The organism is Amycolatopsis sp. NPDC034160 (assembly GCF_055575355.1).
Window position 1 is genome coordinate 54,017 of record NZ_JBVISU010000009.1, and the last position, 6,311, is coordinate 60,327.

The 6,311-nt window shown below is 70.1% G+C and carries 6 protein-coding genes; 5 read left to right on the forward strand and 1 reads right to left on the reverse strand.

Going from position 1 to position 6,311, the window contains the following annotated elements:
- The first annotated feature begins 26 nt into the window (after nucleotides 1-26).
- A complete protein-coding gene (locus tag ACZ54P_RS19570; RefSeq protein ID WP_465462963.1) occupies nucleotides 27-914 on the forward strand; it encodes a DUF2268 domain-containing putative Zn-dependent protease in 888 nt (295 codons plus the stop codon).
- Here ACZ54P_RS19570 and ACZ54P_RS19575 read toward each other — a convergent pair.
- The gene (locus ACZ54P_RS19575) at nucleotides 911-2,341 is read right to left on the reverse strand and encodes a choice-of-anchor A family protein (RefSeq protein WP_465462964.1); all 1,431 of its coding nucleotides are present in this window, start codon (nucleotides 2,339-2,341) and stop codon (nucleotides 911-913) included. The two genes, ACZ54P_RS19570 and ACZ54P_RS19575, sit on opposite strands and share 4 nt — an antisense overlap.
- 266 nt (nucleotides 2,342-2,607) lie before the next feature.
- On the opposite strand from ACZ54P_RS19575, the gene ACZ54P_RS19580 reads away from it, so the two are divergent.
- The 4 genes from ACZ54P_RS19580 (at nucleotide 2,608) to ACZ54P_RS19595 (ending at nucleotide 6,256) form a co-directional block, all read left to right on the forward strand.
- Nucleotides 2,608-3,711 carry a sensor histidine kinase gene (locus ACZ54P_RS19580; RefSeq protein WP_465462965.1) on the forward strand — a complete coding sequence of 368 codons (1,104 nt, stop codon included), beginning with the start codon at nucleotides 2,608-2,610 and terminating at the stop codon, nucleotides 3,709-3,711.
- The gene (locus ACZ54P_RS19585; protein WP_465462966.1) at nucleotides 3,704-4,774 is read left to right on the forward strand and encodes a histidine kinase; all 1,071 of its coding nucleotides are present in this window, start codon (nucleotides 3,704-3,706) and stop codon (nucleotides 4,772-4,774) included. Before ACZ54P_RS19580 ends, ACZ54P_RS19585 begins: the two co-directional genes overlap by 8 nt.
- Nucleotides 4,753-5,409 (forward strand): response regulator, encoded by a 657-nt coding sequence (locus ACZ54P_RS19590; RefSeq protein ID WP_465462967.1) that lies wholly within the window; start codon nucleotides 4,753-4,755, stop codon nucleotides 5,407-5,409. Before ACZ54P_RS19585 ends, ACZ54P_RS19590 begins: the two co-directional genes overlap by 22 nt.
- Before the next feature lie 223 nt (nucleotides 5,410-5,632).
- Nucleotides 5,633-6,256 (forward strand): hypothetical protein, encoded by a 624-nt coding sequence (locus ACZ54P_RS19595; protein WP_465462968.1) that lies wholly within the window; start codon nucleotides 5,633-5,635, stop codon nucleotides 6,254-6,256.
- Nucleotides 6,257-6,311 lie beyond the last annotated feature (55 nt).

Here is a 6,311-nt window from a genome sequence, read left to right on the forward strand (position 1 = left end):
CCACTGGAGCCTTTACCGTCGCCTCCATGACGATCACCGTTCTGGACACCTGCCCGGCGATGCGCGAGATCCTGCGCGCGCCGCCGGCCGACCGTGCCGCGCTGCTCACGGCGATGGTCGAGCCCGCCGCCGGTATGTACCGCTACTTCCCCGGCGAAGTAGATCTCGTCGCCATGCACGCGATGAGTTCCGGCTTCCCGCTCGACCGCGACGAAGAGCGCTGTCTCGAAGCCCTCGACACCCTGCACGAAGCCGACGCCTGGAACCGTATCCGGCGGGCACTCGACGACGCCGTCACCGCACAACTCGCGGCGACCCCGGAACTCGCGGTACCGGACATCACCGTCCTCACCGTCCTCGGTGATCCCGGCGACGCGCATTTCCTGGGGCCGAACCTGGGAATGTCGGCCAACGGCAGCGTGTCCGGCTACATCTACCTCACCTTCTGGCCGTACCCGGAGAACTTGGCGCGGCTGGAGGCGACGGCGGTGCACGAGCTGAACCACAATCTCCGGTACAGCCCCGGCGGGGTGATCTGGGACCCGGCGACGGTCACCGTCGGCGAGCAGATCGTGTCCGAGGGGCTAGCCGACGCCTTCGCTCGCCAGTTGTACGGCGACGAACTCGGCTATGCCCGTATCGGCGTGCCGCATCTGCACGACGACGCGGTGTTCGCGAAAGTCGTCTCCGGGCTGGAGATCACCGGTATGCGGAATTTCACGGCCTGGGTACACGGCGACGAGACCGCCGCCCGCTACGGCGGCACACCGGTCGGTCTCCCGGCCGGAGCCGGTTACGCCGTGGGAAACCGGCTCGTCGACGCCTACCTGGCCGCGACGGGCCGCACGGCCGCGGAGGCCCTGCTGGCGGATCGCCGCGACATCATCGACACCGCGCTCGCCGAGCTCTCCTAGGACTCGCGGCGCCTCGACCGGATCGTGAGCACCACCAGCGCGCCGCCGATAAGCAGCAGGAACAGGCCGGAGACCAGCAGGCCCCGGAGTTCACTGCCGGTCGAGGCCAGCGGGCCGCTGTCGGACGGCCCGCCACCCGGGGTGGTCGCGATCGGCTGTCCCGGAGTGGTGCTGACAGTCACCCCCGCGCCCGGGGTCGTGCTCGAAGTGCTGCTGGAAGACATGCTGCTGGACGAAGTCGTCTTCGACGGCACGCTACTCGACGTCGTGGTAGTACTGGTCGAACTGCTGGTCGTCGCCGAGCTGCTGCTGGTCGTCGTCGGGCTGGTGGAGCTGGATGACGAAGACGTCGAGCTGCTCGGCGTCGTGGTCGGCGCGGTGACGCAGCCGGGCAAGTCGCCGGTGAACGGATACGCGTGGAACTCCTGCCCGCCGCCACCAGTCGCCTCCGAGGTGTGCACCAGCGAGCCCGTGGTGAAGAACCGGCCGTTCATCCCGGACGCGGTGACCGTCGCGGTGCTCCCCGGTTCGCCGATCAGCACGCTTCCCTGGAACTGGGCGCCACCCGCGATCTTGACCTTGGTGGCGTCCGGGAAGTTCCACAGGAGCCGCTCGCGCAGTTTGTTCAGCGGGTCCCGGTCGTCGAGGTCACCGGTGTAGGTGTTGATCGTCCGTTCCGCCCCCACCATGTTGACCAGGATCGTCGCCCCGGCCGGAATGCCGGCGAACGCGATTCCCTGCATGCCGCCGTTGCGGCCGGTCAGGTCGAAGTCCACGGTGAACACCTGCAGGGCGGATTTCCCGTCCCCGGTGAACAGAGTGCGGTGTCCCTCGTTGCGCGCCGTGCCCGTCGCGGGCCGCGGGGTGGAGTCCTCGCGTGCGTAGCACTTGCTCGCCACGCGAAGATCCTCACGCAGGCCCAGATACGGTTTCGCCGCGTAAGGGTCCTTTTCGCGTTCGCCGACCACCGTCCCGATGACCGTTCCCGCGTGCCGGACCACACCGCTTTCGGCGAGCAGCCGCTGTCCCGCCGCGATGCTCACGTCCCCGCCGGTCGTCAGGAAATCCGCCCCGTCCGGCGGCGGGACCCGTGAGCCGACCCCGGCGATGCCGACGTTGTACACGGCGGACGCACCGGCTCGTTTCGCCATGTCGAAATCACCGAGGACGACGACTCGGCCTTCGGCTTCCGCCGCCGCTTCGCGTACCTGGAATTCGCCACCGACATAAACGTTGATCCCGTTGTCCCGCCCGGCGTAGTCCTTGTTGTTCACCGGGGGGTACGTGCCGGGACAAGCGGGTCCGACACACGGTCCCAGTCCGCCCGGCAACGGGTCGGCGACCGCCCCATCGGTGACGACGAGGGCCGCCACGCACACCACCGCGGCGGCACCGGCAGAAATCGAGGCGAACCGCCTTGCACGCATGGGGCGATTCTTGTGCCGGCCGACCGGGCGAGCACAATCGAAAACTCGAAATACCCCCGACCGGGCGAGATGGGTCACCCACCTCCGTTCGTGGCCGTCCAGTGTTGTCCAGACCACGAAATCCCTGGTGGAAGGCGAAAACCCTGGACACCAAAGTGGACGGACACGAGCTCGGCCGAACTGGTCGACGGCACGCCGTCGTGGTGCCCCCGTCAAAGCGAGGTGCTGGACCTGCCCACGCTCAAGGCGTCTGCTTGACTGCTGCCGTGCCATCCGCTCGTGAGACCTCCGTCGAAGCGGAGTTCTTGACGGTGGTCGGCCGGTTCGCCGGACCGGCGCGGGGCGTCGGGCTGCTGGTGATCAGTGTATTCGGGGTGCTCGCGACGCCGTCGGGCGCGCTCCCTCTCGGCTTCGGTCTGCTCGCGCTGGCCTTGGGCACCGCCGTGGCCGAGCAGCTGGCGGGGAAGACGGGCCGCGGCAAGCCGGTGACGTTCGCGCTGACGCTGGTGCGCGCCGCGGCGATCTGCGGCACCCAGTTCCTGACCGCGCCCGAAGTGGGCGAGCTGAACCAGTGGGCGTTGAACGTCCTCACCATCACCGCGATCACCCTCCAATGGGAATGGCCGCCGAAGGTCACCGTGCCCGCCGTCGCCTGCCTGCTGGCGATCGAGGTGGTGCCGCTCGGGTTCGAGGACGGCCTCTTCGTGGTGCTGCGGGTGGTGCTCGAAGCCGCGCTCGCCAGGGGCGCCTTCCTCCTGTTGCTGCGCACCACCCGCCGGATCGACGACCTGCGTGAGCGGCGCGCCCGGCTCGCGCGTGAGGAATCCCTCGCCGTGGAACGACGACGTCAGGAACGGGAGTATCTGGCCGTCCTGCACGACACGGCGGCGGCCACCTTTCTCACCGTGGCCCAGCGCGGGGAGAGCGCGGGCCCGGCCGAGGTCGCCGAGTACGCCCGCCGGGATCTCGCGATCCTCACCGGCGAGTCCGGCCCCGGTGGTGTGGTCGATCTCGAAACCTCATTGCGCGGAGTGCTCGCGGAAAGCCCGGTGAAGGTCGAGACACACTGGTCACCGCTCCCGGCGATCCCGGCCTCCGCGGCGCTCGCGCTGGTACGCGCCGTACGCGAGGCCCTGGCGAACGTCGACCGGCACGCGGGCGTCGGCGAAGCCCGGCTGACGGTCGAAGACGGCGTACGCGTGACCGTCCGGGACGAGGGCCGCGGGTTCGATCCCGCCGGGACCCCGGCGCAGCGGCGAGGCGTCCGAGGCTCGCTCGTGGAGCGCATGGCCGCGGTGGGCGGCCGCGCGAAGGTGACCTCCACGCCCGGTGCGGGGACCACGGTGGAACTGGTGTGGCCCGATGGATGAGACGGCGGACCGGGTCCTCGGTGGCTGCCGGATCGCGGTCCTGCTCGCGACGGCGGCGATCCAGGTCGGGCTCAGCCTGGCCCGGCTGGACGACACCGCCGATCTGATCGCGTTCACGGCGCTCGCCGTGGTGCTCGTCGTGGCGGCGTGGTGGGTCCTGCGCTGGAAGCCGGTGCCCTGGCCGGTCGCGCTCGCGGGGGCGGTGGTGGTCCTCGCCGCGTCGACGACCGCCATCTGGGCGCTGCCACCGGATAGGCTGCTCGACAGCGACGACTGGGCGTCCGGCCTCGCGGGCTGGCATCTGCTGGTGCTGCTGCTGGACCGCCCCGCGCTCGCGATGGGCGGGCTCATCCTCCAGATGACACTCACCTTCTTCCGGCAGATCGGTTCGGCGCCCACCGATCGCGGTGAGATCGGCAGCCTGGTGATCGTCGGGCTCAGCGTGCTCACCTTCCAGGCCGCGACGCTGACGCTGATCAGGGTCGTCAACCGGCGGGCGGGCGAAGCCGCGGAGGCTTCGGCCGAACGCGACCGGCTGCTTCACCGCAAGGCGCTCGCGGAGCAACGGGAAGCCGACCAGCGGAGCCGGTTCGCCGGTCAGCTCGGCGCCACCCTGCCGCTGCTCGCCGGACTGGCCGACCGCACACTGGACCCGCGCGACGAGGCGGTCCAGCGGCGGTGCGCGCTCGCGGCCACGCAGCTGCGGCGGCTGTTCGCGGAGAACGACGACGTCCCCGATCCGCTGGTGCACGAGGTGTCGGCGTGCGTCGACCTCGCCGAACGACGCGGGCTGACGGTGGCCTTGGCGGTCAGCGGCGAACCGGCGGCCGTGCCGACGGCGGTCCGCCGCGAGCTGACCGGTCCGCTGATGACCGCGCTGGTCGCCGCCCGGTCACAGGCGCGGGTCAGCGTCTTGCGCACCGGCGACGAGGTCCGGGTCGCGGCGATCACCGACGGTGAACCGGGCGCGGCGGTGAACGGATCGGGCGCCGTCGACGTCGAATGGCACGCGCTGGGAGAACGATCGTGGATGGAGGCGAAATGGCGTTCGCGACCGAACTGACCGCGGTGGTCGTCGACGATCATCCGGCCGTGCGGGCCGGGGTCGTGCACTGGTTGTCCTCGGGGACCCCGCCGGTCAAGGTGGTGGCCGAGGGTGAGGACGTGCGTGCCGCCTGGATCGGGGAAGGGGCGCGGGCCGACGTCGTCATCCTCGACCTGCACTTGAACAGCACCACCCCCGCGATGGGCGATCTGCGCAGGCTCACCGAGGCAGGCCGCCGCGTCGTCGTCTACTCGATGCGGGCCGACGACGAGACCGTCCTGCAGTGCCTCGAACTCGGCGCGCTCAGCTATCTCACCAAGGCCGAGGGCGCGGAACACCTCCTCGAAGCCGTGCGCGCGGCGGCCGCCGACCGGCCGTATACGCCGCCTTCGCTGGCGGGCGCGCTGGCCGGGGACCGCTCGGACCGGCGTCCCGCCCTCTCGGCGCGGGAGACCGAAGTGCTCATCGAGTGGTTTCAGTCGGAGTCGAAGGACTTCGTCGCGCACCGGCTGGGGATCTCGCCGAACACGGTCAACTCGCATCTCGAGCGAATCCGGGTCAAGTACGCCCAGATCGGCCGGGAGGCCCCGACCAAGGCCGCGCTCGTGGCGCGGGCGATCCAGGATGGGCTGATCGGCGTAAGCGATTTGTGATCGGTTGTGGTGCGAACGGGCCACAGTCGCGATCATCAGCTGCGGCTACGGTGCGTCACGAGCACGCGGGTACAGGTTCGGCGGACGTGCCCATGGGCCGATCAGCGCAACCTTTTCGTGATCATTCGTGGTGCGAATGGCCCACACCGCTCTACTCCGCCGTCGACTACGGTGCGTGGCGAGAACGCCGGAGCAGGATTCGGCGGGGAGTCCGAGGAGATCCATGAAGTTCGACCGCATCGCCCTGTCCGCCACCGGCTGCGCCGCCGTTCTGCTGCTTTCCGCCTGTGGTGGCAAAGAGGAATCGGGCACCCCCACCCCCGCCCCGTCGCCCGCGCCGACGTCGGCCGCGGCGTCCTCCCCCGCCACCACCGGCACCGTCCCGGTCTCGAACGCGGACGCCACCGCGCCCGGCAGTGAACTGAAGGTCGGCGACCGCGCCGTCGTCCCGTTCAAGTACGGCACCGACAAGACCGGCACCGTCGCGATCACCGTGAAGTCCATCGAACTGGGCCCGAAGGACGACCTCGCCGCGTACGGCGACAAGGCAAAGGGCATGACGCCGGTGTACATCCGGATGACGGTGGAGAACGTCGGCGGCACCGACCTCACCTACAGCACGGTGCGGCTGCGCGCGGTGGGCCCGAACAACAAGAGCACCGGCGTGATCATCACCGGCGAGACCCCGAACTGCCAGTCCGAGACAGCGAAGAAGGACTTCAAGACCGTCGGCGCGACCTACGACACCTGCGAACTCCAGGCCGTGCGCGACGGCGGCGAGGTCGGCGGCGCGACCTACAGCGACGGTGACGGGTACAAGGACGACCCGATCGTCTGGAAGAAGTAAGCCCCCCAAGTACATGAAGGCCCCCTTCCTTGCGCCTGGCGCAAGGAAGGGGGCC